Origin of the sequence: Bradyrhizobium sp. HKCCYLS1011 (assembly GCF_051167795.1) — a bacterium.
Lineage (GTDB): Bacteria > Pseudomonadota > Alphaproteobacteria > Rhizobiales > Xanthobacteraceae > Bradyrhizobium.
The window spans coordinates 268,647-292,295 of record NZ_JBNPTT010000013.1 but is presented as its reverse complement, the minus strand read 5'-3'; the positions used below and the strand labels follow the sequence as shown (position 1 = coordinate 292,295).

Annotated in this window: 30 protein-coding genes; 28 read left to right on the top strand and 2 right to left on the bottom strand. The window is 58.8% G+C overall.

All coding sequences use genetic code 11. The features are described from left to right. Window positions 1–150: 150 nt before the first annotated feature. The 10 genes from ACQR1W_RS35360 (at window position 151) to ACQR1W_RS35315 (ending at window position 8,851) form a co-directional block, all read left to right on the top strand. Window positions 151–1,008, top strand: coding sequence for a hypothetical protein (locus ACQR1W_RS35360; RefSeq protein ID WP_434855092.1), 858 nt, complete (start codon window positions 151–153; stop codon window positions 1,006–1,008). A 42-nt stretch (window positions 1,009–1,050) separates the two neighbouring features. Continuing rightward, window positions 1,051–1,443: a hypothetical protein gene (locus ACQR1W_RS35355; RefSeq protein ID WP_434855091.1), complete on the top strand. Its 393-nt coding sequence runs from the start codon at window positions 1,051–1,053 to the stop codon at window positions 1,441–1,443. Further along, window positions 1,440–1,895 carry a hypothetical protein gene (locus ACQR1W_RS35350; RefSeq protein ID WP_434855090.1) on the top strand — a complete coding sequence of 152 codons (456 nt, stop codon included), beginning with the start codon at window positions 1,440–1,442 and terminating at the stop codon, window positions 1,893–1,895. Before ACQR1W_RS35355 ends, ACQR1W_RS35350 begins: the two co-directional genes overlap by 4 nt. Before the next feature lie 1,269 nt (window positions 1,896–3,164). Then, window positions 3,165–3,887 carry a hypothetical protein gene (locus tag ACQR1W_RS35345; protein WP_434855089.1) on the top strand — a complete coding sequence of 241 codons (723 nt, stop codon included), beginning with the start codon at window positions 3,165–3,167 and terminating at the stop codon, window positions 3,885–3,887. A gap of 66 nt (window positions 3,888–3,953) precedes the next feature. Continuing rightward, the gene (locus tag ACQR1W_RS35340; RefSeq protein ID WP_434855088.1) at window positions 3,954–4,868 is read left to right on the top strand and encodes a hypothetical protein; all 915 of its coding nucleotides are present in this window, start codon (window positions 3,954–3,956) and stop codon (window positions 4,866–4,868) included. Window positions 4,869–5,603: 735 nt separating this feature from the next. Then, window positions 5,604–6,449, top strand: a complete 846-nt coding sequence (locus ACQR1W_RS35335; protein ID WP_434855087.1) for a tail fiber domain-containing protein — start codon at window positions 5,604–5,606, stop codon at window positions 6,447–6,449. A 16-nt stretch (window positions 6,450–6,465) separates the two neighbouring features. Next, the gene (locus tag ACQR1W_RS35330; protein WP_434855086.1) at window positions 6,466–7,014 is read left to right on the top strand and encodes a hypothetical protein; all 549 of its coding nucleotides are present in this window, start codon (window positions 6,466–6,468) and stop codon (window positions 7,012–7,014) included. Window positions 7,015–7,017: 3 nt separating this feature from the next. Continuing rightward, a complete protein-coding gene (locus ACQR1W_RS35325; RefSeq protein ID WP_434855085.1) occupies window positions 7,018–7,236 on the top strand; it encodes a hypothetical protein in 219 nt (72 codons plus the stop codon). Between the two features lie 12 nt (window positions 7,237–7,248). Then, window positions 7,249–7,539, top strand: a complete 291-nt coding sequence (locus tag ACQR1W_RS35320; protein ID WP_434855084.1) for a hypothetical protein — start codon at window positions 7,249–7,251, stop codon at window positions 7,537–7,539. Between the two features lie 322 nt (window positions 7,540–7,861). Then, a complete protein-coding gene (locus tag ACQR1W_RS35315) occupies window positions 7,862–8,851 on the top strand; it encodes a hypothetical protein (RefSeq protein WP_434855112.1) in 990 nt (329 codons plus the stop codon). On the opposite strand, the gene ACQR1W_RS35310 is transcribed toward ACQR1W_RS35315, so the two are convergent. Next, window positions 8,842–9,282, bottom strand: a complete 441-nt coding sequence (locus ACQR1W_RS35310) for a hypothetical protein (RefSeq protein WP_434855083.1) — start codon at window positions 9,280–9,282, stop codon at window positions 8,842–8,844. The two genes, ACQR1W_RS35315 and ACQR1W_RS35310, sit on opposite strands and share 10 nt — an antisense overlap. A 735-nt stretch (window positions 9,283–10,017) precedes the next feature. Between ACQR1W_RS35310 and ACQR1W_RS35305 the strand changes: the two genes are divergently transcribed. From ACQR1W_RS35305 to ACQR1W_RS35220, 18 genes are all read left to right on the top strand, one after another. Then, window positions 10,018–10,284 (top strand): hypothetical protein, encoded by a 267-nt coding sequence (locus tag ACQR1W_RS35305; RefSeq protein ID WP_434855082.1) that lies wholly within the window; start codon window positions 10,018–10,020, stop codon window positions 10,282–10,284. Beyond that, on the top strand, window positions 10,281–10,775 hold the full coding sequence (locus ACQR1W_RS35300; RefSeq protein ID WP_434855081.1) for a hypothetical protein: 495 nt from the start codon (window positions 10,281–10,283) through the stop codon (window positions 10,773–10,775). The genes ACQR1W_RS35305 and ACQR1W_RS35300 overlap by 4 nt, the downstream gene beginning before the upstream one ends. Further along, the gene (locus ACQR1W_RS35295) at window positions 10,744–10,947 is read left to right on the top strand and encodes a hypothetical protein (RefSeq protein ID WP_434855080.1); all 204 of its coding nucleotides are present in this window, start codon (window positions 10,744–10,746) and stop codon (window positions 10,945–10,947) included. Before ACQR1W_RS35300 ends, ACQR1W_RS35295 begins: the two co-directional genes overlap by 32 nt. Window positions 10,948–11,085: 138 nt before the next feature. Beyond that, on the top strand, window positions 11,086–12,000 hold the full coding sequence (locus tag ACQR1W_RS35290) for a phage tail protein (protein WP_434855079.1): 915 nt from the start codon (window positions 11,086–11,088) through the stop codon (window positions 11,998–12,000). A gap of 286 nt (window positions 12,001–12,286) precedes the next feature. Further along, the gene (locus ACQR1W_RS35285; RefSeq protein ID WP_434855078.1) at window positions 12,287–12,991 is read left to right on the top strand and encodes a hypothetical protein; all 705 of its coding nucleotides are present in this window, start codon (window positions 12,287–12,289) and stop codon (window positions 12,989–12,991) included. Further along, window positions 12,988–13,152, top strand: a complete 165-nt coding sequence (locus ACQR1W_RS35280) for a hypothetical protein (RefSeq protein ID WP_434855077.1) — start codon at window positions 12,988–12,990, stop codon at window positions 13,150–13,152. Before ACQR1W_RS35285 ends, ACQR1W_RS35280 begins: the two co-directional genes overlap by 4 nt. Window positions 13,153–13,155: 3 nt before the next feature. Next, window positions 13,156–13,392: a hypothetical protein gene (locus tag ACQR1W_RS35275; protein WP_434855076.1), complete on the top strand. Its 237-nt coding sequence runs from the start codon at window positions 13,156–13,158 to the stop codon at window positions 13,390–13,392. 1 nt (window position 13,393) lies between these two features. Then, window positions 13,394–13,777, top strand: a complete 384-nt coding sequence (locus tag ACQR1W_RS35270; RefSeq protein WP_434855075.1) for a hypothetical protein — start codon at window positions 13,394–13,396, stop codon at window positions 13,775–13,777. Continuing rightward, entirely contained in the window at window positions 13,774–14,073 is a 300-nt protein-coding gene (locus tag ACQR1W_RS35265) for a hypothetical protein (RefSeq protein WP_434855074.1), read from the top strand. The genes ACQR1W_RS35270 and ACQR1W_RS35265 overlap by 4 nt, the downstream gene beginning before the upstream one ends. Before the next feature lie 7 nt (window positions 14,074–14,080). After that, window positions 14,081–14,557: a GNAT family N-acetyltransferase gene (locus ACQR1W_RS35260; protein WP_434855073.1), complete on the top strand. Its 477-nt coding sequence runs from the start codon at window positions 14,081–14,083 to the stop codon at window positions 14,555–14,557. A gap of 199 nt (window positions 14,558–14,756) precedes the next feature. Beyond that, a complete protein-coding gene (locus ACQR1W_RS35255) occupies window positions 14,757–16,013 on the top strand; it encodes a CaiB/BaiF CoA transferase family protein (RefSeq protein ID WP_434855072.1) in 1,257 nt (418 codons plus the stop codon). A 149-nt stretch (window positions 16,014–16,162) separates the two neighbouring features. After that, complete coding sequence (locus ACQR1W_RS35250; protein ID WP_434855071.1) at window positions 16,163–17,383, top strand: acyl-CoA dehydrogenase family protein; 1,221 nt, start codon at window positions 16,163–16,165, stop codon at window positions 17,381–17,383. A gap of 9 nt (window positions 17,384–17,392) precedes the next feature. Next, window positions 17,393–17,962 (top strand): flavin reductase family protein, encoded by a 570-nt coding sequence (locus ACQR1W_RS35245; RefSeq protein WP_434855070.1) that lies wholly within the window; start codon window positions 17,393–17,395, stop codon window positions 17,960–17,962. A gap of 248 nt (window positions 17,963–18,210) precedes the next feature. Then, window positions 18,211–19,218: an ABC transporter substrate-binding protein gene (locus tag ACQR1W_RS35240; protein WP_434855069.1), complete on the top strand. Its 1,008-nt coding sequence runs from the start codon at window positions 18,211–18,213 to the stop codon at window positions 19,216–19,218. Between the two features lie 47 nt (window positions 19,219–19,265). Next, window positions 19,266–20,081: an ABC transporter permease gene (locus ACQR1W_RS35235; RefSeq protein WP_434855068.1), complete on the top strand. Its 816-nt coding sequence runs from the start codon at window positions 19,266–19,268 to the stop codon at window positions 20,079–20,081. Window positions 20,082–20,085: 4 nt separating this feature from the next. Beyond that, window positions 20,086–20,871 carry an ABC transporter permease gene (locus ACQR1W_RS35230; RefSeq protein ID WP_434855111.1) on the top strand — a complete coding sequence of 262 codons (786 nt, stop codon included), beginning with the start codon at window positions 20,086–20,088 and terminating at the stop codon, window positions 20,869–20,871. Then, complete coding sequence (locus tag ACQR1W_RS35225) at window positions 20,868–21,932, top strand: ABC transporter ATP-binding protein (protein WP_434855067.1); 1,065 nt, start codon at window positions 20,868–20,870, stop codon at window positions 21,930–21,932. The genes ACQR1W_RS35230 and ACQR1W_RS35225 overlap by 4 nt, the downstream gene beginning before the upstream one ends. Window positions 21,933–21,937: 5 nt before the next feature. Continuing rightward, window positions 21,938–22,780 carry a phosphodiesterase gene (locus ACQR1W_RS35220; RefSeq protein ID WP_434855066.1) on the top strand — a complete coding sequence of 281 codons (843 nt, stop codon included), beginning with the start codon at window positions 21,938–21,940 and terminating at the stop codon, window positions 22,778–22,780. Between the two features lie 70 nt (window positions 22,781–22,850). Here the strand turns inward: ACQR1W_RS35220 and ACQR1W_RS35215 are convergent, their stop codons facing one another. Further along, the gene (locus ACQR1W_RS35215) at window positions 22,851–23,579 is read right to left on the bottom strand and encodes a CBS domain-containing protein (protein WP_434855065.1); all 729 of its coding nucleotides are present in this window, start codon (window positions 23,577–23,579) and stop codon (window positions 22,851–22,853) included. Between the last annotated feature and the right edge of the window lie 70 nt (window positions 23,580–23,649).

Genomic DNA, 23,649 nt, shown 5'->3' with positions numbered 1-23,649 from the left:
CGCACTCGCGGTAGTGCATTGCCGGCCAAGCAACGTTAATGAACGACTCAGTCATTGAGCTTCCCGCCTGGGTAGCGGCGTGCGCTGGCGCCTAGCGTCGCCCACAGGCTCGTTTATCGACAACAACATACTCGACTTTCGCTGCCGTGCATGGCCGCGTTGGAATTCCCAAAAGCAAATCTTTTCAAAGAGAGATTGATCGATGCCGAACACAAATTTTCGCGCGTCTTATTTCCCCCTGCGTCGGACCCTGACTATCCCGGAGCCGGAGGCCTGGCCGCACTTCTGCAGCAGGTGATGCTTGAACAAGGGCTCCACGCACGTGGCGTTCTCGATCGGGTCGCTTTGCCTCAAGAACCGACCAACGGCAATTCGCAACAATTGCTCGACTGGGCGCGTGAGGCGCAGACGGCGCGTTCTGCCGACGAGCCGTATCAAGGAGCCACCAAGCCGGAGCACGATCCGAATTTCCGACAGCTGGCGAGCGGACTCCAAATGCCTTCGGGTCGTGATCAGTCAGCTCAGTCTCGATCCGGAGGCGCGGCCGCATTCGCAGGTTCGCCGACCGAGCCGAATGTTTCTAATAATGACAATCGGCCGTACCCTTCAGGGACCTACGGCTTGCAGCCCGACATTATTCCTGTTGCAGGACGAGGGATTCCAATTCCGCTTCCTGGTATCGGAATTCCGCTTCCGCCTGGTCGTCAGGTGGCAATCCCGTCAGAGCTCGTCCCCAAAGTCCCAGAGCATTTGAAACATCTCTGGACCCTGATGCAGGTACTGCCGCAGCTCTCGCTCGGCAGTTGGGCAACAGGTGATCAAGATTACTGTTACAATAGATGGGAACAAGATCGTGCTAGGTGCTCGAAATTTTGGGGAATCGATGAGAATCGGTGGTTCCAAGCTTGCGAAAAGCGGGCGGACGATAGACTGCGACTTTGCTATCGAAACAAAGGCAAGCCAGATCCAGAAGAGCCGGAAGAATATGATTTGGAAGGACATTCCTAAGGACCCCGTAACGCGCTAATATGTGCGCATGCGGAGGTTTCAATGAGTCACTACATCGTCGTCGTCACGCTCGTATTGAAGTCTGGCTCGGCTGATGGCGATACCTATGATGTATGGGACTACTACGTTCCAGTTGATGCCAGTGGTCCTAAAGACGCGGTGCGGCAGGCAGTATCGCACTCAAAGGAATTCGATCAATGGTCGGCGATGGCCTATCAAGAACCTCCGGTGATCCGAGGTGTTCGCGCTGTCCATAGCGGACTTCCTTCAATTTCTGGCGCAGAACGGGAGTATCCCTCCTGCCATCTCAGAATGTTAGTTGGTACGATCGATAGGAAGAATGTCGATCTCTTGAAGTCATTTGAGGAAATTCTAATGCCGTTTTCGTTTATCTACATCGACCGAGAAGAGGTCAACAAGCATCAAGCAGATTGACCGTTGGTCCAGTGCACAGGTTCCCTGAACGGCCGAAGGCTGAGCTTGCCTGTGTTGGTCCGCACCAAGTTCATCGCGTTTGGCCACTGGTCGCTTCGCGCCTGCAGCGCGCGACCGGACGCACAGGGCTATCCGCCTTTGCTGACATCGAGCGCGACGTTCTGAGCGGGCATTCACTGCTCTGGCTTGCGCTTGGCGGGGACAGCAACGCAGTAGCGATCGACGCGGTCGCGGCGACAAGTCTGCAGCTGACCGATGCCGGTAAGGTCTGTGTTATCACCGCCTGCGAAGGCAAAGGCATGGCGCGTTGGCTGCCGCTGATCGCCGGGATCGAAGCATATGCGAAAGCTGAGCGCTGCCAGCACGTGCGCATCTTCGGGCGCAAAGGCTGGCTGCGCGCGCTGCAAGGCTATCGGCAACGACATGTGATTATGGATAAGGAGATAGAATAATGGGCTGGAGAGATTACGAATTCGACCCGCAGACCTATGGGCCCCAAGGTGCGGGCGGGCTGCTCGGTCTGTTTCAAGGCATGTTGCAGCCAAGCTCAGCGGTCCCGGATACTAGTGCCAATCCGAGCACTAACCCGAACTACAGTCCTGAGACGCCCCTCAGCCCGCCGCAGGACTTGATCGGCAGGTTGCGGGGGCAACAGGAGGAGCAAAGTAGCTACACGCCAGCGCCCGCTCCATTGGAGCCGTATACGCGACGAGATGTGGGAAAACGAATTCTAGCACAGTCAATCAACGAAACAGCTCAAAAACTTGGTATCGATCCTCAAGACCTTGCTACCGCGATATCCTACGAAACCGCTGGAACTTTCGATCCTTGGAAAGCAGGGCCGACGACGCAATACGGGCAACATCGGGGCTTGATTCAATGGGGAGAGCCTCAGCGGAAGCAATACGGGGTTACTCAGAACTCATCCGTTCCCGAACAGATGGAGGCTGTGCGCCGGTACTTGATTGATGCAGGCGTGAAGCCAGGTATGGGTCTGCTCGACGTCTACTCTGCGATCAATGCCGGCCGGGTCGGACGCTATAGTCGTAGCGACGCCAATAACGGTGGCGCTCCGGGTACTGTCGCGGACAAGGTCAACAACCAGATGGCCGATCACCGCAGGAATGCTATCCGACTTCTTCAGAGATATGGCGGGCCTATTGCTCAGTCCTCGGACGCGGCGGCTCCGGTCGGTCCATCGAATGTGACGACCCCGGCGAGGCCGACACTAGATGTACGCGAGCCAGACTCTCGAGTTCGCTATCTCAGATCACGACGGGCAGATTGATAAGTGCAACGTCCTGCCGTCCATCGTACTCAGTAATAGAATTCCTTGGACTTGGGTTTGTTGAGAACGCCGGTGTGCCGGATCGACGTTTTGCGCCAGATGGCAGGCTATCTCTTGGTCGCGTCCCCCACATCCGCCCAGAGACAATGGTTGAGCGCCGGCCGGAAAATCGCATCGCACTTGACATGAGTTCATGATATGTTCTATCCGACGAAAGGCGGGTGATGGGTGCGACAGGGATATCATGCCGGGTGTTTATGTTCGATCAGCAGGATGGGAGCGGATGTGTCAGGCCACCTGGATAAGGCGACCTAAGAAGCTCGCAAGGCGCTGTTCTCAAGTGGCCTTGCGAGGGGGAAAGCTTCCGGTGCTTTGGTTACTTCTGCTGCTGTTGACTGTGTTTGGCGGAAGCGTACATGCACAGGAAACCGACTTGAGCGCCTATCGGCGTGCTGCCGATCAATGCCGCGGCGATGTATCTCGCCCGATGGCGCTATTGGCCGACAAACATATCCTCTGCTTCAATGACTATGTCTCGGCGAGCCAGGATCTGTCGCTCGTGAAGCAGCTCGAACCAGGCGGTTTGTTTGTTGCGAGCGCCTATGGCGGGGATGACATCCAGACCATGGCGTTGGCCGAGTTGCTCGCAGAGCGGAATGCGACCGTCGTCATCTACGATCACTGTTTCTCTGCATGCGCGAGCTATCTTCTGACTGCCTCGAGCAGGGCCATTGTCTTGAAGGATGCTCTAGTCGCCTGGCAAGTGCTGGGAGCGGAGCAAGGTGACTGTCTTCAATTCGTGCAGGCACTGGACAAAGGGCCGCAGCGCTACGACGTCGGCAGGTGTCCACAACCTCTTTCTCGCATTGGTGAAGCTGGAAAGATCTACCAAGCGAAGCAGCGCTTTTTCGAGAAGCGACGAATTGACCCTCTTCTGGAAGAGCCGCCGGAAAGTGCTTTTGTGAGGACGTCGATTTCAAACCTTTTTTCGCGGCTCAAGTATACCGAGCTCGTGATGTGGACCTGGAATCCGCGTTACTATGCAAGTTCGATCAAGACCAATATCGTCTATGAGGCCTATCCAAAAAGCCAGCGCGAGGTCGACGCCATATCGAAGCGCTTGCGCCTTTTTTACCCCGTCATCTACGATCCATAGCTCTGACCTGATCTGTCTTGTCTATATCGCTCACGGGAACTCTGTCAGTGCGTTACGAGATGGACGATGGCCAATTCGGAAGATGGTCAAGAACGACTGCGTATCCACTGGCGGCGCGATGCTGCGGGACAGTGCCAATCGGCTCGTAATGCAGCTCATCGGTATCTGACATCACTATTCGGAGTTGGTCTGATCGCTCTCGTTGCGGCTGTCTCTATAGTGGCGGCTCGCGCCGATGACGCTGAGAGCTTGGACTTCGGCCCTTATCGGGCCGCGGCTGAATACCGCCGCAGCGATGTCGCGCGGCCGCTGGCGCTGTCGTTGGATCAACGGATTCTTTGTTTTGACGGCTCTCTCCCCGCCGATCAGAACTTGGCTCTCGTCAAGAGACTAAAATCAGGAGGCCTGTTCGTCGCTCACAGCATTGGCGGTGACCATGCGCTCATGATGAAGGTCGCTGATCATTTGCGGGATATCAATGCGACGGTGGTAATCTATGGCTATTGTTTGTTCAGCTGCGCCGACTACTTGGTTATTGCGTCTTCCAAGACGGTGATATTGAGAGATGCCTTGGTAGCTTGGCGCCCGTTCGCCGACAAAGGTGAATGTGTGGGGGTTGCTCCTGCGCGTGATGAGGGGCCGTTTCGCCTTGATGGCGGGGCCTGTGGCAAGAGCGAAGATATGTTCAGTCAAGACTTCGCCCCGGTCGATCGGCTCAGAAGGAAATTCCTAAGGACGCGACGGGTCAGTTCCACGTTCGACATGCCTCCCGAGAGCGCAAAAGTCAGAAAATTGCTACGTAAGATCGATTTGGAAAGAGCATTCAAGATCGGTTTCGTGATGTGGATGTGGCATCCCCGCTACCAGCCGAGTTCGGTGAAGACAAAAATTATCTACGAAGCCTATCCGGAAAGCCAAGAGGATGTCGACGCCCTGGCCGAGCGGCTCCGCCTGGCGGGCTGGATCATCTACGATCCATAAAGCGCCGCATGCGAAAGCTTCGAGACCGAGCGGTCGTAAGACTTGTATATTACGACTTGATTGTCGTGGCGCGTCGATTGTGCGCGCTTTTTTGGAGATGAGCTGATGGTTGGAAATCCGACGATGAGAAATACTGATGTCCCAAACCTTGCGACGGTTGGTATTGTCCCTGATCTAAAGGATCTTCCTTCTTGGGTTGAACCGAATTTTCGCCCGCTTACCAAAGAGAACGAGCCGTCTGGCCGCAGCCGGCGGCCCGCGATTCCGCCACCGGTGCCTGGGTCGCCGTTCTCACCGGGCCATCCCGGGATGCCCCTTTTCGCCCGACATGCCGCAATATCCACTGCCACCTAACTTTCCAAAGCCCGGCCCCGGAAACAACGGTCCAGCTTTCCCTCCAATTCCTGCGCCGAAGCGCGATCCGGGTCCTGGTGGCCAGCTCGATGAGTGGCTGCTTGCCTATTTGCTCCAGCAAATTCGGCAGAAGGAGCAGAGGGATGCGCACACGCCCATCTCGCACCGACCTGAATTAGGTGCCGGTCAGACTGTAAGCGGCTCACTTCCCGGTCAGCTTGGTATTCCCGATTCAGACCAGGCGATAGGCCAACGCGGAATAGCCAGCGGTGAGCCGATGCAATTGTTGCCGGTTCAGCCACCGATCTTTTTTCCATTTAGCTGAATTTGCCTGCCTCGCGGTGCGCAGTTCAGCGGAACCCCTTGTAAGGAGCTTCGCCAATGGGCGGACAATCCACCAGTACGACCACTCAGCAGTCGCAGACAGCACCATGGCAGCCGGCGCAGCCGCTGCTTCAGGGCATCCTCTCTCAACTCAACAGTGGCCTGAACAACACTGGTCTGACCAGTTCAGAAAGCAGTGCGCTCGATACGCTCAAGAGCAATGCGGCCCAGGGCAATCCCTATGCTGGGCAGATCGGCTCTTACGCGCAGTCTCTGCTCAGCGGCGGTGGCGCCACAGCGCAGGCGCCGAACGTCCAGGCGAACCTGTCGTCGCTGCAGGGCTATCTGACGCCTTACGCCAATGGCAGCATGATCGGCAACAACCCGGCGCTGGCCGCGCAGCTCGCGCAGATCCAGACCGACGTCGGCAACTCCGTTAATGGCCAGTTTGCGGCAGCTGGTCGCGACTTCAGCGGCGCCAACCAGATGGCCTATGGCCGCGGTGTCGCGGCGGCGGAGGCGCCGGTGATCGCCGCGCAATATAATCAGGACGTCGCCAACCAGGTTGCGGCCGCCAATTCGCTGTACAACGCAGGCAATACAACGGCCAATACGCTGGCCGGCATGCAGCAGCAATATCTTGCCAATCAGGGACAGGGCGTGACGGCAGCGCAGTCCGCCCTCGACGCCCAGAATTACGGCGCCAATGCCACGCTCGCCGAGGAAGCGCAGCGCCGCGGCATCCCGCTGCAGACGCTGCAACTGCTCGCTCAAATCGGAACGCCGATCGCGGGGCTGGGTCAGCAGAGCAACAGCACGGGCACAACGGTACAGGAGAAGTCCGGCATCGATCAATTCGCTACGCTTGCAGGTGGGATCGGCAGCCTGCTCAGGGGCAAATAGTCGACGGAGTTTCTGAATGGGACTTCTTGATGGCTATGACGATCCCGACCAGTTCGATGCAAGTGGAGGCCTCTTGGGCGGCTTGCTTTCGGTGCAGCGCCAGCAAGGTTTGCTGCCGTCGAACTTCATCTTTCCAACTTCACCGGGACCGGTACCAGCTCCGGCCCCGCTTCGCCAACGGTGGCCAGACGCTCCAACCCTCCCGGTGTCTTCGCAGGAAGCCGCTTTCACGCCCAAAGCTGACCCGCGGGATGCTCAGGGTCAATTGGCCTCGAACGACTTGGCCGCGAGTGGAGTCAAAAGCGGTCTCAGGACGGCATTGGACGATTTTTATCAGCAGTCCATCCGTCAAGCCGGTCGGGACATTGCCGGTTACGCGCATGATGCAGTCAATGATCCGATGGGATTCTTGCACGCAATCGGTCCCACGCTCGGTGCGGCCGGCCCCGCGGCTAGTGAGTTACCTGCAACCATAAGAGGTATCGTAGGCGCGATCACTGCGGCGCGCGGTGCACGGTCCGAGAACCTAGGAGACCTGACCCCAGGCGAGATTCGGCAGATCTAATCAGTGGTCAACAAGGCCGGACGCCCGCTCGAAGTGATCGGCTCCGCGGCTCGCGGCCAGCGCAAGCCGACGAGCGACATCGACTATTTGGAGCCCCACACAAGTCTGCCTTACTATAAGGGGTTGGAGCGCGAATTGCCCGGACTGGACCCCGAGCACGGCATCGTTCCTGGGGTCGGCAATCCCGAAATCGGTCCGTTCATTCGCTTTGAACCGAAGTAGAAGGAAAGTCTCATGAGCAATCTTCGGCGGTTTTGGTTTCAGTTCGAGCGGCTGCCGGTGCCAACGCCGCTCAATCTTGGTTGCGGCGTGACCGCTTACAGCCGAAATGATGCTATTTCGCTTCTTCACGAGAGGGTGTTCGGAGCTGATGATCTGCCGCCGCTCATCAATGTAATTGAGGACGTCAGCATCTCTCAGCTCGAGCACAAGCATGTCCGGCCCAATCTGGGAAACCATCTGGAACGAGGCATCTGGTTTCCCCAGGGGTATGACGCTCCGATCGACAAATTGAATTCACGATAGCCATACACGGAAGAGGCGGGGCGATCGCCAGGTTCGATCCTGGTCGACCAGCTCCCACCACCGAACATCAGCCGAAATAATTTCGCTAGAGATGCCCATGACCCATGACATTGACCCAGCGTTGACCGGCGCTGCCTTTGAGCTGGCAAGCGCAGGATATACGCCGATGCGGGACCCCGAAGAGAAGCCGAACCGGCAGAGCATTGACGGCGACGTCGCCTCGCTCCGGAACGCCGCAGATCGGCTTAGTGAACGCGACAGTCCGGTCACAGTGAGGGAATATGTCGATGCGCATGGCAAGCCCGCGGCCGCGAATGAAGCGGTGACATTGGAGCGCGCGGCGCGCGACCATGCGCGGGGCAGGGCGGCGGACAGGCGCGCGACCGAAGCACAGCAGGCGGAAGATACTGCGCGGCGTATCGATACGCTGCGTCACGGCGTTCAAGCCAACGATGCAGCGGCCGCGGACTTCTACGGCTTCAAGCATCCGGACCGCCGGGATGTCGATGGAGCGGCGGCGGCAGAGCGAGCCGATGAAGGTGGCTCGCATGACGGGCCGTCGCTTGATGGCAACTCGTCCGCCGACCTTGCACCCGAACTCGAAAAGGCCCTGCAGCATCCGCTCGTGCTGCAGGCGATCGAGGAGAAGATGGCCGAAGCCGATAACGCACGGCAGAGCTATCGGGAGGGCCTTGCGTCCGCGCTACAGCTGGCCCAGGCGAGCTTTCTTGGTCAGTTTCCCGAATTCTCCGGCATGGCGCCTGACCATATGCCGGCGGCGCTTGAGAAGATGTCCCGCGAAGACGCGGCTAGGTTCGCGCGCGTTCAGGCTGCCGTCACCGCATCCGACCAGTTGCGCGCTCAACATGCCTGCGAGCAGCAGCAACGGGCCGAGCTCGAGCGGAAGAATTTCGAGAGGTTTGCTCAGGGAGAAGACGCGCGGCTGGAAGCCATGCTGAAGGACGAGCCGCAAGCGGTGCAAAAGGCCGTGGCCACGGAGATCATGGCAGCCGCTAAAGAGAGCGGCATCGAGCCCGCCGAGCTCAACCGGCTGTTTCACACCGAACCGTTGATGCGCAATGCCACGTTCCAGCGGATGATGTACGACGCGGCCAAGTATCGGCTGATCATGAAGGCCAAGGACACGGCGGCGGCACGGCCGATACCCCCAGTCCTGCGCCCTGGTGTTGCAGGCGCATCGGCAGAGCGTGAGCGGGCCGACATTCGGACGCTGAATGCGCGCCTGTCGTCGTCGGGAGATCTCAAGGACGCCGTCGCGCTTTATCAGGCGCGCAGAGCGAATCAGTCGTGATGTGCGCGGAGAAGGAAGCTTAAGTCATAGGCAGCAGCGTCCGGCCGTTGACATTGTTCTATGGCATCGATAGTCATCACCAGTCCTAAGTTGGGGGCTTGTTTCGCCGGTGAACTCATGAATTTCAGCGTGGGCGAATGGCTGGCGTTTGCCATCACAGATATGCTGATTAAGGTGGCTTGGTCATCTTTGTCGTGCTGCTTGTCTCGTAATACCTTGCGCCGATCATCCCCTTCGTAAGCGTTGGAGTGGGATTCTCGATGCTCCATTTGATCTGTCTGTTCTTGGCGGAAACCGCAGTGCTCCCACTGGAGTTTGTGAATTGGCGGCCTCGAGCTGTCCTGAAGGCTGCTCTCACAATCGCAATCGCAAACATCCTTTTCGTTGCGTGCGGAGCTACCTTTTTCACGCTCACGGGCCAATCCTGCCATGTGAGCCGCACGATAGCTGACAACGTCTGGTTCACTGCGTGTTTGGCGAGCACAAACGTTGTCCCCTTGCTTCTAGTTTTGACCTTTCGCCATGCAGCCAGGCTCACGAGAAGGTTCGTGTGTCGGTGTGCTCCGGTAAGATGAACCGACCTGACAGGCTCCTGGTCAGGCGATGCGCTCGAGCGCAGATCTTGCGGACATTCCCGTTTTTTCTGGTGTGCACCGCGGGCGGCGCGTGACAACGCGTCGGGGTCGCGCGATCGCATATTGCTGGTTTGATACGCCTCAGTCCACTGCATCACGATTTCTGCGAGCAGTGCGCCGCGACAAATATGCGGGCGCTGAATTGATAGATATCAGCCTTCATGCGGCGGGCGAGATTCGGTCTAAATAACAATTCCTCGGTGGCTGCAAGCAATTCGGCGCGTTCGGTCTCTTAGACCAGGTTTTTCAGCAAACATTCTTTGGAGCTACACGGAATCCTGCCACCCAAACCAATGAGGTTGGTGGCAGTATCCTCTGACCGCGCGTGGATTAGGGAGTATTTGAAGATCTAAATCCACCCGAATACGGCAATCCGATGGATGAGTTTAACGCTGTAGCAAGAACGGGCACGAGTTGCCGCCTGGCTCCAAGAGCCTGCTGCCGCGACCGTAGAGTTCCGACCAGATTTCAAAACACCGCTGCCGATCTTCTTCTCTCCTCGTTGATTTCACCACCTTTCGGAGATTTTTCATGCCTGACGAACGCCGCAACTTCATCGAGCGCTCAGATTCAATCACCGGCAATCTCTATGGACAGCCGATGCCGCTTGAGCGGATCGCGGCCAATTTTACGCTTTACGGACTGCAGAAGCGCGTTGCGGCACTTGAGAGCTTCGATGCGGAATTGCGCGAGGGTATCGAGGCAAACCCTGGCGATTTGCGGCGCCACGCGCGCATGCTCGAGCTTCGGCGTCAGATGGGGAGTGCCCACGTGGCGCTTCGCAACGCTGGCCGATGATCAATCCCGTGCTGGAGGCGCTGGCGCGGGCGCGTCAGCAAAGCGCGCCTTTGTTCGCCCGCTGGTGCGCACGCGAGGGCGCGATGTTTTGTCCGGCCACGCCCGTGGCTGTCGCCCGCTTCGTGCGGGACTGCGCGGGGCTCGGCATGGCCCAGCTTTGGGGAGCGCTGCAGGACATCTCCAGGCTGCACACCTCCAAGGGGCTCGCCGATCCAACCTTGAACGAGCCAGTTGCGTTCGCAGTCAATGCGGTGAGCGGGATCGTGCCGCCGCGCTCCTGGCCGGCCGATCGCAAGGAGCGCTTCAAGACATTGCCATATGACGTTCAGGCTTTCGTCGCGAGCCATGAGGTGGCGCGCGAGCGGACTTTGCGGCGCGCACAGAATGAGGCGGCGGCAGCCAGGCGGGAATTGGCAGCGATACAGTGCAAGTGCACAGAGGAAGAAAGCAGCGGATCCCATGAAGCCAACTCGCAACAGCCCCTCGCTTGAGGAGCGAATAAAGGCCATTCGCGCCGAAATCGAGACCGTCATCGACGCGCGCGTCGAGACGGTCGCGCGTGATAGCCCCGGCGTGCCGAAAGGCGTCATCCGCAACCTGCTCACGGCGCGCGCGCCGTCCTGCGCGTGTGCGCAATATCTCGAGCTCGGGCAGGAGCAATGAAGTGAGGCTGCTTGGCCCTATTGGGATGAGTGGTTCTTGCTTGCATCTGCGCTGAAAGTGCCCTGACGCAAAATCGATCAAGGCGATACTGCCGGCGGCGATCTCAGGTGGGATCGCCGCTTTCGTTTGAGGAAACATATGACACTCTACAAATGGTCGCAGACGGCTTCCGCGGACGCCACCGCTGATCCCACGATCAATTGGTCGGAAGGACAGGCTCCGTCCAGTATCAACGATTCTGCCCGGGCAATGATGGCGGCGATGGCAAAATATCGCGACGCCATCGCTGGCGCGATCGTGACCTCAGGCTCGAGCACGGCCTATACGGTTGCGAGCTATCAGCAATTCGATACGCTCGCGCATCTCAACGGCCAGACCATCGCGTTCACGCCACACGTGACCAACGGCGCAATAGTGACCTTGAACGTCGACTCGCTCGGCGCCAAGCCGCTGCGGAGTGGGCCCAACACCGAGCTGGTGGCCGGAACTATCCTCCAGGGAACACCCTATGTCGCCGTCTACAACCATAGCGACGGCGTGTTCTATCTACGCGGCATTTACGGCAACCCGTACAACATTCCTTTGGCCGCCGGCCTTGACTTCTGGGGGCCGACTGCGCCCAACAGCTCCTTCGCGTTTCCTTATGGTCAGTCGATCAGTCGGACAACGTATGCCAGTCTTTTCGCGCTGATTGGGACTACCTATGGAGGAGGGGACGGCAGTACCACATTCAATCTGCCGGATCTGCGGGGACGCGTGGTAGCTGGTAGGGATGATATGGGCGGTTCGGCCGCATCTCGTCTGACGACAAGCTATTTTGGATCATCTGCATCAAATATCGGGGCAACCGGTGGGGCAGAAAGCCACACCCTGACAATAAATGAAATGCCTAGCCATAACTTATTCAGCGACAGACAGCGGTCACAGCCATCAGCAAAGCTCAAATACACTAAATATATCTGGCGGACCTTTCCTCTATGGGAACGGTGGTGGAAACATGAGGGCTACATCGGAATCCACGCAGAGCGGAACGGCCAATATCACAGTTGGTAGTATGGGCGGTGGTGCTGCTCACGCTATCGTTCCGCCCACCATAATCGCCAATAAGATTCTTAGAATTATTTGATTGACCACCACCACCTATTTTCGCGCGCGGAAGACGATGTCTTCTTAGCAAACTAATATGGGGCACCACATAAGGCGATGGCAGCTACGGCCACAGTCACTACTTCTAAGTAGAGGATCATAAACGGCTTTTCCGCATGAACGATTGTCTCAATCTCTCACACAACTTGTTCGCGAACAAGCCTCCTCTGGCGACCTTTTCCCTGGAGCCAATATGGCGAATTTAAATGTGCGGATAGCAGAAAATGCGCAGCGTTGGGAAGACGCTAAGTCCACTCGAAGTTTCGTCGCGATTGCAAATCGCCTGGTTGCGGCCAAGGATCGTTATCAGGCTATTGAGCATGCCACCGGCGTCCCGTGGTTTATCATCGCGGTCATCCACGAGCGGGAGTGCTCGCAGAGTTGGGCGGGTTCTCTCGCTCAGGGCGATCCCTGGAACAAGGTCTCGGTCCATGTTCCGGCCGGCCGGGGGCCCTTTCAGTCCTGGGAAGACGCCGCGGTGGACGCCCTGGTCAATTGCGCCCCGCACGCGGCGCATTGGAAGGACTGGTCGGCCGGTGGCGCTCTGACCCTGCTCGAGCAGTATAACGGCCTCGGCTATGCCCGCCGTGGCGTGCCGTCCCCGTACGTGTGGGCAGGCACGAATCAATATCAATCCGGGAAATACGTTCGCGACGGCGTTTACGATCCGGCCGTGGTGGACCGGCAGCTAGGTTGTGCGGGCCTGTTGATGGCCATGATGGCGCTTGATCGGAGTATCGCCTTTTCGTCGTCTGCACCTGCACCTGCTCGGCCCCGCCCCGCTGCGGACCCGCCGCCCAGATCGCTTCAACCATCCATCACGAACCCGGCAAAAGGCTCCATCGGAGCCTTTTTTGTTGCCCTTATCAAATCCGTCTTTGGAAGGAAAACGACATGATCGAACTTGGCTGTGCATTTTCTCTTGGTGTCGCTGCCGGCGGCGCACTGGTGTGGACCTGCAAGACCCGACTGCACGCTATCGTAGTCGAAGCCGGCATATTGGTGACCAAGCTTTCCAACGCGGCGAATGCCATTGCCTCGCTTATCCGGAAGGCGTGATCCATGTGGTCTCGAATCAAAGCAGCCTGCCTGCATTCGCTGACCATCGCGTGGGGTTACATACTCGCTCTGATCGGCACCCTGATGTCCTTGATCGACACCATCGGCGACACGCTCGGTGACCCCATGCTCAAGGACGAAATCAGTTCCGCAATCGGCGATGCGAGGGCGACCGGCCGCATTCTCCTCGTGATCTCGATCATCACCATCATGGCGCGATCGCTAAGAAAGGGCGGCTGACATGTGGATGACGATCTTAAGCTTCTTCGGCGGCCCGGTCATCAAGGGCCTTATCGACGCCTATCAAGCGAAGCTCAAGGCGGGCAACACCGATGCCAAGATCGCAGCTGATCTTGCGGCCTCCGAGATCGCGGCGCAAGTCTCCGAGACCAGCGCCGTCCTGCAATATCGTGCGGCCGAACTCGGTCATTGGTACGAGCCGGACAAGCTGATCGGATACTGCGTCGCGATCTATTTCGCAAAGCTCCTGGTGTGGGACAAAGTTCTCGGACTTGGGACCACAGATCCTCTCGCGGGCTTCGCGTCGATGACTGCGAACCTCGTCATCTCGTTCTATTTCGCCAAGCGCGGCTTCGAAAACGTTGCGAGGATCATCAAGCGATGAGTGTCGTCCAGGAAGATATCAAGACGATCGTGGCCGAGACATTGGCCGAGCACCACAGGCTGCAGCGTGAAGAGATCGACGCGGTCGTCCTGCGGGCGATCGTGACGATTTTGACCTCGTTCGGAATCGAGGAGGAGGACCGCAAGGAGCTTCGAGCCGATTTCCAACACCTCCGGCGATGGCGCAAGAGCGTCGAGCAGGCACAGAGCTACACGTTCAAGGCGGTCATCACCGTCATTGCGACGGGGTTGGTCGGTGCGGTGTGGCTCGGCATCAAGGTGATGCTCGGGAAGTGAAGATGCAATGCGTGGCAAGATGCAGGGAATTCCGATGTACCAGATCCGGGAAGTGGACAGTTGTGATGACGATATCGCTGACACTCTCGTGGACCTTCATCGCCAAACCTTTCTCGACAGGGCGCCTCTCCCCGACTTCGATGCCGGGCATTGGTGGATTGCATGTGAGCAGAGCGCCCCTGTGGCTTTTGCCGGTCTGATTCCTTCAACGATTGGGGCGCACACCGGCTATCTTTGCCGAGTGGGCGTGATCCGGGAACATCACGGGCGCGGTCTCCAATCGCGGTTGATGCGAGCCGCCGAGTGGCGTGCGCGGCGAAACGGGTGGTCATGCGTCGTGTCCGATACGACGGACAACATTTTCTCGGCGAATAACTTCATCCGCGGCGACTACCGCCTGTTTCAACCACCTTCGCCGTGGGGATGGGCAAATACGCTTTATTGGCGCAAGCTGATCGAGCCAGCGATTTGTTCGGACCAATAGGAACGCTGCATCGCAACGTACGGCGGTGCGGCAGAGTTGAAAGCCCGGCGGCTGCAGGCCGCCGGTCTTTTTTTATGTCTCAGGGTAGGCTAACCACTTGGATGCGTCTGCAGCGTCGGTTGCTGGACAGAGTTTCGCAACCGCGGACGAAAGATCTCGCAGAGGATCGATAACACGTTTGTGGGAAGGAGCCGCGAAGATGGCGAAAGTGCCGTTGCCGGAACGACCGCCCCGCCGAGCGGCCATGCCGAATGTTCTGGACGGGCTGCTGGTGATCGATTTTACACGGGTCGTGGCGGGACCCGCCTGTACGCAGACCTTGGCCGATTTTGGCGCCGATGTCATCAAGGTGGAGCATCCGGATGGAGGCGATGATACGCGAGCCTACGAGCACGCGGAAATCGCGGGAGAGAGCGCAGCGTTCCTCAGCCTCAATCGCAACAAGCGTGGAATTGTGCTGGATCTCGCGGTGGCTGAGGCGCGGGAGGTTGCACGTGACTTGATCGCCAGAGCGGACGTGGTCGTCGAAAACTTCTCGACCGGGGTTATGGACAAGTTCGGACTGGACTACGCCACCGTGTCCGCAGGTAATCCACGTCTCATCTATTGCTCGATTTCGGCTTATGGCCGCTCAGGACCATTCGCATCGCGACCAGGCTTCGATCCGATTACCCAGGCCGAGAGCGGGTTTATGTCGCTCAATGGATTTGCCGATGGGCCGCCGGTGCGGACGGGGCCGCCCGTGATCGATCTCGCGACCGGCATGTCTGCCTGCAATGCCATTCTGATGGCGCTGCTTGCCCGCGAACGGCTCGGGCGAGGTCAGCACGTGGAGGTGACTCTGTTCGACGTTGCGACGAACATGACGAGTTTCTACGGCATGGCCTATCTGCTGAGCGGCAGCAATCCGGGGCGCTTCGGCAACTCGCCAAACGGGTCGCCGACCGTTGGTGTGTATGAAGCCGCCGATGGTCCGCTCTATATTGCTTGTGCCAACGATCGGCTCTATCGCCGGCTTGTCAGCAATGTGCTCGGTCGGCCCGATCTTGTATGGGATCCGCGATTTGCTACCCGCAAGTCGCGCTCGCAGAACAAGGAGAGTCTGCGCGCCATCATGGCGGAGATTTTCACGACCGATCGTCTTGAAAGGTGGATAACGAAGCTGAAGGACGCTCACATTCCCGCGGGATATCTCCGTACCGTAGCGGAGGCGTTTGACGCGCAGGAGGTCCTTGGCCGCGGTCGGGTGTGCCGGATTCCGCACCCGACAGCGGGGTGGGTTCCGAATATCGAAACGCCGATCAGCATGGGCATGACCCCGTCTGTTGAGCCGGTCGCGGCGCCCACCCTGGGTCAGCATACGACCGAGGTGCTGCAAACAACCTTGGGATATCATCAATGCCACGTTGCAGCGCTGCGAGAATTAGGAGCTTTCGGACAAACTGGGAAGGCATAGCAGGGCCGGTTGAGGCGCGCCAGCAAGAAGCGCTACGCAATTGACTGCCGCTGTTCCGATTGCCAACCGGATGACAACGTATCACAATGAGGCATCGCAACGGCCTCGCCTGAAACGAAATAACGGACGCTCCGCGGAGGATGCCTGGGATGACCACCAGCCAGCAGCCGGGTTCGCATCTGCCCGCCCCACGACCGGGGGCGTTTGAACCGATCGAAGCGCAGGCGAAGGCGCTGTTGCCACTGCTTCGTGAACGCGCGGAGCAAACCGAAGAGCTGCGCCGCGTTCCCCCAGAGACTGAGCAGGATCTGCAGGAGGTCGGCTTATTTCGGATTCTGCAGCCGAAACGCGTAGGCGGACTTGAGTTTGACTACGTCGCGCTGGTCGATTGCGCCGAGCTGCTCGCGCGCGCCGATGCGTCGGTTGCTTGGAATGTCGCCAACCTGGCGAGCCATCACTGGATGTTGGCGATGTTCGACCCTCGGGCGCAGGACCGGATTTGGGGAGATAACGCCGAGACTCTGATTGCATCTTCCTTTATCTTCCCTGCGGGCCGAGCTCGAAAAGTGCGCGGTGGCTACGAATTGCGCGGCAGTTGGCCGTTGTCGTCCGGCGTCGCCTCATGTCAGTGGAACATGTTGGCCAGCGTGGTTGCTTCCGACGATGAAGCCGATGGCGTCGAGTACCGGATTTTCCTGTTGCCACGGAGAGACTACAACATTCTCGACACCTGGAATGCTGCCGGTCTGCGAGGGACCGGCTCCAACGATGTCGAGGTGCGTGATGCCTTTGTCGCTGACGAGATGACCGTGGGTGTGAACGACTTGACAGGGGGAATGACACCGGGCAGTCGCGTCAATCCCAATCCGCTTTATGCATTGCCGGTCTTCTCTCTATTTCCTTTCGCTCTCTCCGGGGTTGCCCTGGGTAACGCGCAAGCGTGCCTCGAGGATTATATCGACGGGGCTCAGCACCGCGCCTCGACCTACAACCGGGCAAAGCTCAGCGATCTGCAAAGCACGCAGCTCAAGATCGCCGAAGCGTCAGTCAAGATCGATACGGCCCGTATGATCATGCGATCGTGCTGCGTGCAGGCCATGGAGGATGCGCAGCGTGGCATCGTTCCGGATATGACGACGAAGACACGTTATCGGCGTGACGGAGCTTACTCCGTCAATCTGTGCACGGAGGCTGTTTCTCTGCTGTTTGCGGCAAGCGGTGCACGAGGCTTGTTTACGAGCGGAGTCTTGCAACGGCAATTTCGCGATGCGCACGCAATTAACTCGCACATCGCGTTTAATTTCGACGCGGCAGGTACCAGCTACGGTCGGGTGGTGCTTGGTCTGCCCTCCGACAACCTGACGCTCTGAGGCATCAGGATGAATGATACGTCGAAGCCTTCGGCGACTCCGGACCCGGCCAAAGAACTCGCCAGCGACAGTTCGCCGATTGACCCGCGGGATTTTCGCAACGCGCTCGGGACCTATGCGACGGGTGTAACGATCATCACCGCCGCCGATTCGAACGGCCGGCCATATGGACTGACATGCAACTCGTTTGCCTCGGTGTCGCTTAACCCTCCATTGGTGCTCTGGAGCCTGCTTCTTTATTCCTCGAGCCTGAACGTGTTTCAGAGCGCGACTCATTTTGCGGTCAACGTTCTGGGATCATCCCAGCAGGCGCTGGCGAACAAGTTCGCGAAATCTTCAGAAGACAAATTCGCCGGAGTCGAATGGGACGCCGGTCTCGGACGGGCACCTGTCCTGAGAGAGAGCGTGGCGAATTTTCAGTGCCGATCCGTCGGTCGGTACTATGGCGGCGACCACGTGATCTTTCTCGGCGCGGTGGAAGCCTATTCGTACAACACGACCGAGCCGCTCGTTTTCCTGCGTGGCGGTTTCGGCCAATTCCAGACCGCCGACGAGCGCAACTCTAAGGATGAAATCTGATAGCTATGGCCGCCGAGGTCGCAGGTTTCGTTCGTCATAAGTCATGAATCGCGCACCCTGCGGTAGCCGCAACGTGCGCCATATGGTCGTCGGTTGTGTCGCAAATCCTTCATATGCGGCCTTTAGGGGAAACCCAACGCGAGTGGAGCGGATTTGACGTTTGGTATTCTGCTGACCGAAACGCCGGGATGCGAACGTCAAATCCAAAGCACCACGGGCTGAGATGCCGGAGCCACGGAGTCCTTGTCATGAATGCCATCCGATTCGTTGTGATACTGTTTGCGCTTGTCGTCATGGCTCCATGGCAGTCGGCCAAAGCCGCAGACGTCATCTGTTACAACTGCCCTCCGGAATGGGCGGATTGGGCTTCCATGCTCAAGGCAATCAAGGCCGATCTCGGCTATGATATTCCGCACGACAACAAGAACTCAGGCCAGGCGCTGGCTCAGATCCTTGCAGAGAAGAGCAATCCGGTCGGTGATATCGGCTATTTCGGCGTCACGTTCGGCATGAAAGCGAAGGCGCAGGATGCACTCGAGCCGTATAGGCCGGCGCATTGGGAGCAGGTTCCGGCAGGCCTGAAGGATCCGGACGGCTACTGGACGACCATCCACTCCGGCACACTCGGCCTGTTCGTGAATAAGGATGCGCTTGGCGGCAAGCCGGTGCCGGCGTGCTGGAAGGATCTGCTCAAGCCAGACTACAAGGGAATGGTCGGTTATCTCGATCCGAGCTCCGCTGCCGTCGGATATGTTGGCGCCGTCGCGGTTAATCTCGCGCTTGGCGGGTCGGCCACCAACTTTGACCCGGCGATCAGCTATTTTAAGGAGCTGCGCAAGAACGATCCGATCGTGCCCAAGCAGACCTCCTATGCCCGCGTGGTCTCTGGCGAGATGCCGATCCTGTTCGACTACGATTTCAACGCCTATCGCGCCAAGTATTCGGAGAAAGGGAATTTCGAGTTCGTGATTCCTTGCGAAGGGTCGGTCGTATTTCCTTACGTGGTTGGTCTCGTGAAGAATGCGCCCGATAAGGAAAAAGCGAAGAAAGTGTTGGACTATCTCTTGTCTGACAAGGGCCAGGCGATCTGGACCAATGCCTATCTGCGCCCGGCACGGCCGATCGATTTGCCTGGTGCTGTGAAGAGCAAGTTCTTGCCGGACAGCGATTACGCGCGGGCCAAGAGTGTCGATTGGGGCGAGATGGAAAACGTGCAAAAGGGCTTCGTCGATCGCTATCTTGCCGAGGTCAGATAGCGTAATCTGCGGCCCCTGCTTGAGCTGAGTTCGGGCACTATCCTCTCATGTCGCATCGATCCTTTGTCTGGCTCTGCCTGCTGCCGTTGAGCATCTTGACGGCAGCTTTCTTTCTGCTGCCGATGGCGAACCTTCTCATCACCGGATCCGAAGGCCCAAAAGGGCTTTCGGAATACCTGTCCATCGTGATCGAGCCCCGCTATCGGATGACGCTCATCAACACCGTCGTGCTCGCTGCCGCGACGACGGTGACGACTTTGGTCGTCGCGACCATCACCGGAATCTTTCTGCAGCGGCACCGATTCCCCGGGCGGTCCTTGCTGATCGCGATCCTGACCTTTCCCCTCGCGTTTCCCGGTGTTGTAGTTGGCTTTATGATCATTCTGCTCGCGGGGCGCCAAGGCCTAATAGGGGAAGTGACAAGTCGCCTCAGCGGAGATAAGCTCGTTTTCGCCTATTCGATCCATGGCTTATTTTTGGGTTATCTTTACTTTTCGATTCCGCGGGTCATTCTGACCATCATGGCGGCCGCGCAGAAGCTCGATCCCGGCCTTGAGGAGGCGGCCCGTTCGCTGGGGGCGGGGCCTTGGGCCGTGCAGCGTGATGTCGTGCTGCCGGCGTTGATGCCGGCTTTCGTCGCCGCTGGCGCGATAGCCTTTGCAACCGCTATGGGCGCGTTTGGCACGGCGTTCACACTCGCGACCAACATCGACGTTCTACCGATGCTGATCTATACCGAGTTTACCTTAGCCGGAAATCTCGCCACTTCGGCTGCGCTGTCAATCGGGCTTGGTGTGATTACCTGGATGATCCTGGCGCTGGCCCGCTCGTTCAGCGGCAATGCCGTGGCCGCCGCGGGATGATGCCATGCGGGATCGAATGATCTTTGCCGCTCAGTTGCTTTTTACCATGTTGGTTGCGGCATTCCTCGTCGTACCGGCAGGTCTCTCGATGACTGCCGGGATCACTGTGAACTATTTTCGAGGCATTCAATCGGGATTGACTCTGCAATGGGTCGTCCAGGTTTGGGAGCTCTACGCGAGCACCATCCTGCTATCGTTCGTCATCGCTTTCGGAACGCTGGCAGTGACGCTACTTGCCGGCGTTCCCGCGGCCTATGCCCTTTACATTCGCGGCGGTCGGCTTTCGCGTGCCGTCGAAGAAATCATCACGCTTCCGGTGGCGATTCCCGGTCTGGCGCTCGCGCTCGGGTTGCTGCTGACCTATGGCGGCTTCGGCGACTTTCGGCGTTCCTGGTTGTTCATTCTCGTCGGGCACGTCATCTTTACAATGCCGTTCATGGTACGGTCGGTGATGGCGGTGTTTGCAAATGTTGACGTCAAGACGCTCGACGAAGGCGCGGCTTCGCTCGGCGCATCGCCGTGGCGCCGCTTCCGCGACGTCATCGTCCCCAATGCATCGCCGGGCATTTTGGCCGGAAGCCTCATGGTGGTGACGCTGTCTCTTGGCGAATTCAATCTGACCTGGATGCTCCATACGCCTTTGACCAAAACATTGCCGATCGGCCTCGCCGACAGCTACGCTTCCATGCGGCTCGAAGTGGCTTCAGCCTACACGCTGATTTTCTTCATCATGATCATTCCGCTCCTGGTCGCCATGCAGTGGTTCGGCGGAAGAGGAGGCGTGCGGTGAAAACAGGCCTTGAACACGGCGTGTCACTGCGGGTTGAAGGATGCGCGAAGACTTATGCCGATGGCACACGCGCGCTCGAGCCGACCACGCTCGACGTTGCGAGCGGCGAAACGCTCGTGCTGCTAGGACCTTCGGGATGCGGCAAGACGACCTTGTTGCGCATTATCGCCGGATTGGAGACCCCCGATTCCGGCGGCCGGGTGCTGTTCGATGGCAAAGATCTGACGAGCTCGCCGATCGAGCGGCGGAATGTCGGCATGGTGTTTCAATCCTATGCGCTCTTTCCGAACATGACGGTGGCCGAGAATATCGGCTACGGCTTGAAGATCCGTGGTGTCGCGAGACCTGAACGTGCCGCCCGCATTGCCGAGCTGGTGCAGCTGACCAATATATCGGGTCTCGAAGACCGTCGCATCGATCAGCTGTCGGGTGGTCAGCGTCAGCGCGTCGCCTTGGCGCGTGCGGTCGCGATCCGGCCCAGCGTTCTGCTGCTTGACGAGCCCCTGACTGCGCTCGATGCCGCGTTGCGCGAACGGCTGCGGAGCGAGCTCAATCGGCTGCTGCGGACGCTTGGCATCACTGCGATCTATGTCACGCATGATCAAGCTGAGGCCATGGAGCTCGGCGACAAGGTGGTGGTCATGCGCAAGGGCGCCATTGCCCAGGTCGGTTCGCCTCGCGACATCTATTTCAAGCCGGCCGATCGGTTCGTTGCCGAGTTCATCGGAGCAGCAAACATCATCGAAGCTCCGATTGAAGATGGACGGCTGATGCTGGCAGGCGGCCGGCAACCGGTCAACGGTTCCGAAGATCTGACGACCGCCGTTGCGATGGTGCGTCCGGAAACGATCCGAATCGTACGCTCCGACGCCGCAGCCTTAAATGGTGTGGTCGAGAGCGTGCGCTTCTCAGGAGATCGGCAGCGGATCTTCGTCAGGGACGTGTCGGACAAGCCTCTCGTGGTCGATACGGCCAACACGATTGAGGTTGCGGTCGGAGAGCGGATCGGGCTTGCCATTGCGCCTGAGGCGATACGCTTTCTGCCCCCGGACCGGCGGTGAATCAGATGTCAAGACGCCCGATCCTGATTGCTCAAATCTCCGACCTCCACATCAAGGCGCCGGGCCGGCTGGCCTATCGGCGTGTCGATACGGCAGCAGCTCTCGAGCGCTGCATCGAGGCGCTCAATCACTTCGAACCGACGCTTGATCTCGTGGTCATTTCAGGCGACCTCGTGGATACCCCGACCGAGCAGGAGTACGAGCATCTCGTCCGATTGCTGTCCCGGTTGAAGATCCCGTTCGTTGCCATTCCGGGCAACCACGATTCGCGCGAGCTCATGCGCGCGGCATTTCCGGATCGTTCCTATGCAAATTCTGCCGGTCCATTGAACCAGCGAGTGGTCGTGGAAGGCTTGGAGATCATTCTGCTCGATTCGAGCGTACCCGGTCATCCACAAGGCGAACTGGACGGTTCCACCTGCGATTGGCTGGAAGCTACACTTTCGATGTCGACCGAGCGTCCTGCCCTGGTTTTTCTCCACCATCCGCCGTTTGCGACCGGCATCTGGCATATGGATCGGCAGAACCTGCGCAATGCATCCGACCTGGCGCTGATCGTCAGACGTCACCCGCGCCTGCAATTGATTGGATGCGGTCACGTCCATCGGGCGACGCTGGCGATGTTCGCTGGCGTTCCCTGCACGATTTGTCCGGCACCGAACCATGCGGTCGATCTCGACGTGGCGGAGCTGCGCGCGCCGTCATTCAAGATCGAGCCACCAGCGTTTCATCTCCATACCTGGCTGCCGGGGGACGGCTTCGGAGCTATCGTGACCCATCAGGTTCCGATCGGAGATTTCGACGGACCCCATCCGTTCTTTGGGCCGAACGGCAAGTTGATCGACTGAGTTCAGCCTCCGCCGATAGCCTTGGCAATGAACAGGCGCCCCTGCGCGGGGGCGCCCTGCATCGGCCGGTCTAGCTGGCTTTCGCCATGTCTTCATCTTCCGGCGAATTCAGGTACATGCCGGACATGGTATCAACCCAACAGAGATGGTCGTGAACCTTTTGTACGCCGTCGATGTTTTCGGCGGCCACCACAGCTGCCTGCCGTGACCGCTCCTCAGTAATGACACCGCTCAGGTGGACGATGCCGTCTTTGACGATCACGCTCAGGCCAAAGGGACACCAGTCGTTCTTCTCCAGGACATCGATGATGCGGTTGCGGATATGATCGTCATCAGCGGTCGGGTCCGGCACCTGGCGAGCCAATGAGGCCACCGCCTGAAGCAGATTGGCGCGGGAGACGATACCGACCACCTGATCTCCCCGGGTCACCGGCAGCCGCTTGACGTGATTCCTTTCCATGATGTCGACGATTTCCGCCAAAGCGGTATCTTCCGTGATCGTCAACGGTGCCTTGGTCATGACCTCCGATACCTTGCGGCCATGCTCCTGAACGAAGTCCGCAGCGGATTTGCCCGGGCCGAGAATGAATCGAAGCCAGCGGCCACGCTTTCGCTCCGTACCGATTTCGCTCCGGCGGATGAAATCGCCCTCGGATACGACGCCGACGAGCTTGCCCGCGCCGTCGACCACGGGCAAGCCACTGACATGCCGCTCCAGCATGATGTTCGCAGCTTCGACGATCGGGGTCTCAGGGGTGACGGTGATGACGGGACGGGTCATGATCTGATGGGCGCGCATGGCAAACTCCGGCGTTGAAAGTCTCGCAAAAGCTAGCGTTCCGGCCGCGAGGCCATTTGATGCAGGTCAA

Coding starts and splice junctions, on each gene's coding strand:
- ACQR1W_RS35360 (WP_434855092.1), top strand. CDS start 151: ATGGCCGCGTTGGAATTCCCAAAAGCAAATCTTTTCAAAGAGAGATTG.
- ACQR1W_RS35355 (WP_434855091.1), top strand. CDS start 1,051: ATGAGTCACTACATCGTCGTCGTCACGCTCGTATTGAAGTCTGGCTCG.
- ACQR1W_RS35340 (WP_434855088.1), top strand. CDS start 3,954: ATGGCCAATTCGGAAGATGGTCAAGAACGACTGCGTATCCACTGGCGG.
- ACQR1W_RS35335 (WP_434855087.1), top strand. CDS start 5,604: ATGGGCGGACAATCCACCAGTACGACCACTCAGCAGTCGCAGACAGCA.
- ACQR1W_RS35330 (WP_434855086.1), top strand. CDS start 6,466: ATGGGACTTCTTGATGGCTATGACGATCCCGACCAGTTCGATGCAAGT.
- ACQR1W_RS35320 (WP_434855084.1), top strand. CDS start 7,249: ATGAGCAATCTTCGGCGGTTTTGGTTTCAGTTCGAGCGGCTGCCGGTG.
- ACQR1W_RS35310 (WP_434855083.1), bottom strand. CDS start 9,282: ATGGCAGGATTGGCCCGTGAGCGTGAAAAAGGTAGCTCCGCACGCAAC.
- ACQR1W_RS35305 (WP_434855082.1), top strand. CDS start 10,018: ATGCCTGACGAACGCCGCAACTTCATCGAGCGCTCAGATTCAATCACC.
- ACQR1W_RS35300 (WP_434855081.1), top strand. CDS start 10,281: ATGATCAATCCCGTGCTGGAGGCGCTGGCGCGGGCGCGTCAGCAAAGC.
- ACQR1W_RS35295 (WP_434855080.1), top strand. CDS start 10,744: ATGAAGCCAACTCGCAACAGCCCCTCGCTTGAGGAGCGAATAAAGGCC.
- ACQR1W_RS35290 (WP_434855079.1), top strand. CDS start 11,086: ATGACACTCTACAAATGGTCGCAGACGGCTTCCGCGGACGCCACCGCT.
- ACQR1W_RS35285 (WP_434855078.1), top strand. CDS start 12,287: ATGGCGAATTTAAATGTGCGGATAGCAGAAAATGCGCAGCGTTGGGAA.
- ACQR1W_RS35280 (WP_434855077.1), top strand. CDS start 12,988: ATGATCGAACTTGGCTGTGCATTTTCTCTTGGTGTCGCTGCCGGCGGC.
- ACQR1W_RS35275 (WP_434855076.1), top strand. CDS start 13,156: ATGTGGTCTCGAATCAAAGCAGCCTGCCTGCATTCGCTGACCATCGCG.
- ACQR1W_RS35270 (WP_434855075.1), top strand. CDS start 13,394: ATGTGGATGACGATCTTAAGCTTCTTCGGCGGCCCGGTCATCAAGGGC.
- ACQR1W_RS35265 (WP_434855074.1), top strand. CDS start 13,774: ATGAGTGTCGTCCAGGAAGATATCAAGACGATCGTGGCCGAGACATTG.
- ACQR1W_RS35260 (WP_434855073.1), top strand. CDS start 14,081: ATGCGTGGCAAGATGCAGGGAATTCCGATGTACCAGATCCGGGAAGTG.
- ACQR1W_RS35255 (WP_434855072.1), top strand. CDS start 14,757: ATGGCGAAAGTGCCGTTGCCGGAACGACCGCCCCGCCGAGCGGCCATG.
- ACQR1W_RS35250 (WP_434855071.1), top strand. CDS start 16,163: ATGACCACCAGCCAGCAGCCGGGTTCGCATCTGCCCGCCCCACGACCG.
- ACQR1W_RS35245 (WP_434855070.1), top strand. CDS start 17,393: ATGAATGATACGTCGAAGCCTTCGGCGACTCCGGACCCGGCCAAAGAA.
- ACQR1W_RS35240 (WP_434855069.1), top strand. CDS start 18,211: ATGAATGCCATCCGATTCGTTGTGATACTGTTTGCGCTTGTCGTCATG.
- ACQR1W_RS35235 (WP_434855068.1), top strand. CDS start 19,266: ATGTCGCATCGATCCTTTGTCTGGCTCTGCCTGCTGCCGTTGAGCATC.
- ACQR1W_RS35230 (WP_434855111.1), top strand. CDS start 20,086: ATGCGGGATCGAATGATCTTTGCCGCTCAGTTGCTTTTTACCATGTTG.
- ACQR1W_RS35220 (WP_434855066.1), top strand. CDS start 21,938: ATGTCAAGACGCCCGATCCTGATTGCTCAAATCTCCGACCTCCACATC.
- ACQR1W_RS35215 (WP_434855065.1), bottom strand. CDS start 23,579: ATGCGCGCCCATCAGATCATGACCCGTCCCGTCATCACCGTCACCCCT.